Origin of the sequence: Pseudomonas tremae, assembly GCF_001401155.1 — a bacterium.
Classification (GTDB): Bacteria; Pseudomonadota; Gammaproteobacteria; order Pseudomonadales; family Pseudomonadaceae; genus Aquipseudomonas; species Aquipseudomonas tremae.
In genome coordinates this window covers 1-484 of record NZ_LJRO01000177.1, presented here as the reverse complement: position 1 = coordinate 484, position 484 = coordinate 1, and the positions used below count along the sequence as shown (strand labels likewise).

Below are 484 nucleotides of genomic sequence, written 5' to 3'. Positions count from 1 at the left end.
GACAGCCGGTGACCTGCAGGCCCTGTTCCAGCAGGCGCGTGACAATGGCTTTGCCGATGCCGGAGCTGGCACCGGTGACGAGTACGGACTGAATCGGTTCGGGCATGACATGGGTTCCGCAAAGGTGTCGATCGGCAACAGGCCAATCGACGCGGGTGGGTCAGCGGATCGCGTTCAGCGGCAGGTGGACATGCTTGATCTTCTGCGGGAAGTAGGTGAACGCGACGTGCAGGCTGCCATCGGCGGCCTGAATGATGCTGGGGTAGGAAAACTCGCGATTGAGCTTTTCCTGCGAGTTGTTGGTCAGGCAGAAGCCGTCCCCCAGCTCCAGGTCCAGCCGGGTCGGCCAGCTGTGCCCGCCGTCGCGGGAGATCGTCAGGCTCATCGGTGCGCGGGGGATGCCCCACACCGCTGCCTTGCCGTCCTGACGTGCGCCCGGTGTGACGCGGTCGTCGCCCTCATCCTCGATTTCGTCGTACAGCGA

2 protein-coding genes are annotated in these 484 nt (G+C 64.5%); both read right to left on the bottom strand.

Annotation, left to right across the window (positions count from 1 at the left end):
- Positions 1-106 (bottom strand): SDR family NAD(P)-dependent oxidoreductase (locus tag ALO43_RS30100; protein ID WP_157062292.1); only part of this gene is annotated, 106 nt, incomplete at its 3' end.
- A gap of 54 nt (positions 107-160) precedes the next feature.
- A partial coding sequence (locus ALO43_RS12485; RefSeq protein WP_174518494.1) for an exo-alpha-sialidase occupies positions 161-484 on the bottom strand: 324 nt, incomplete at its 5' end.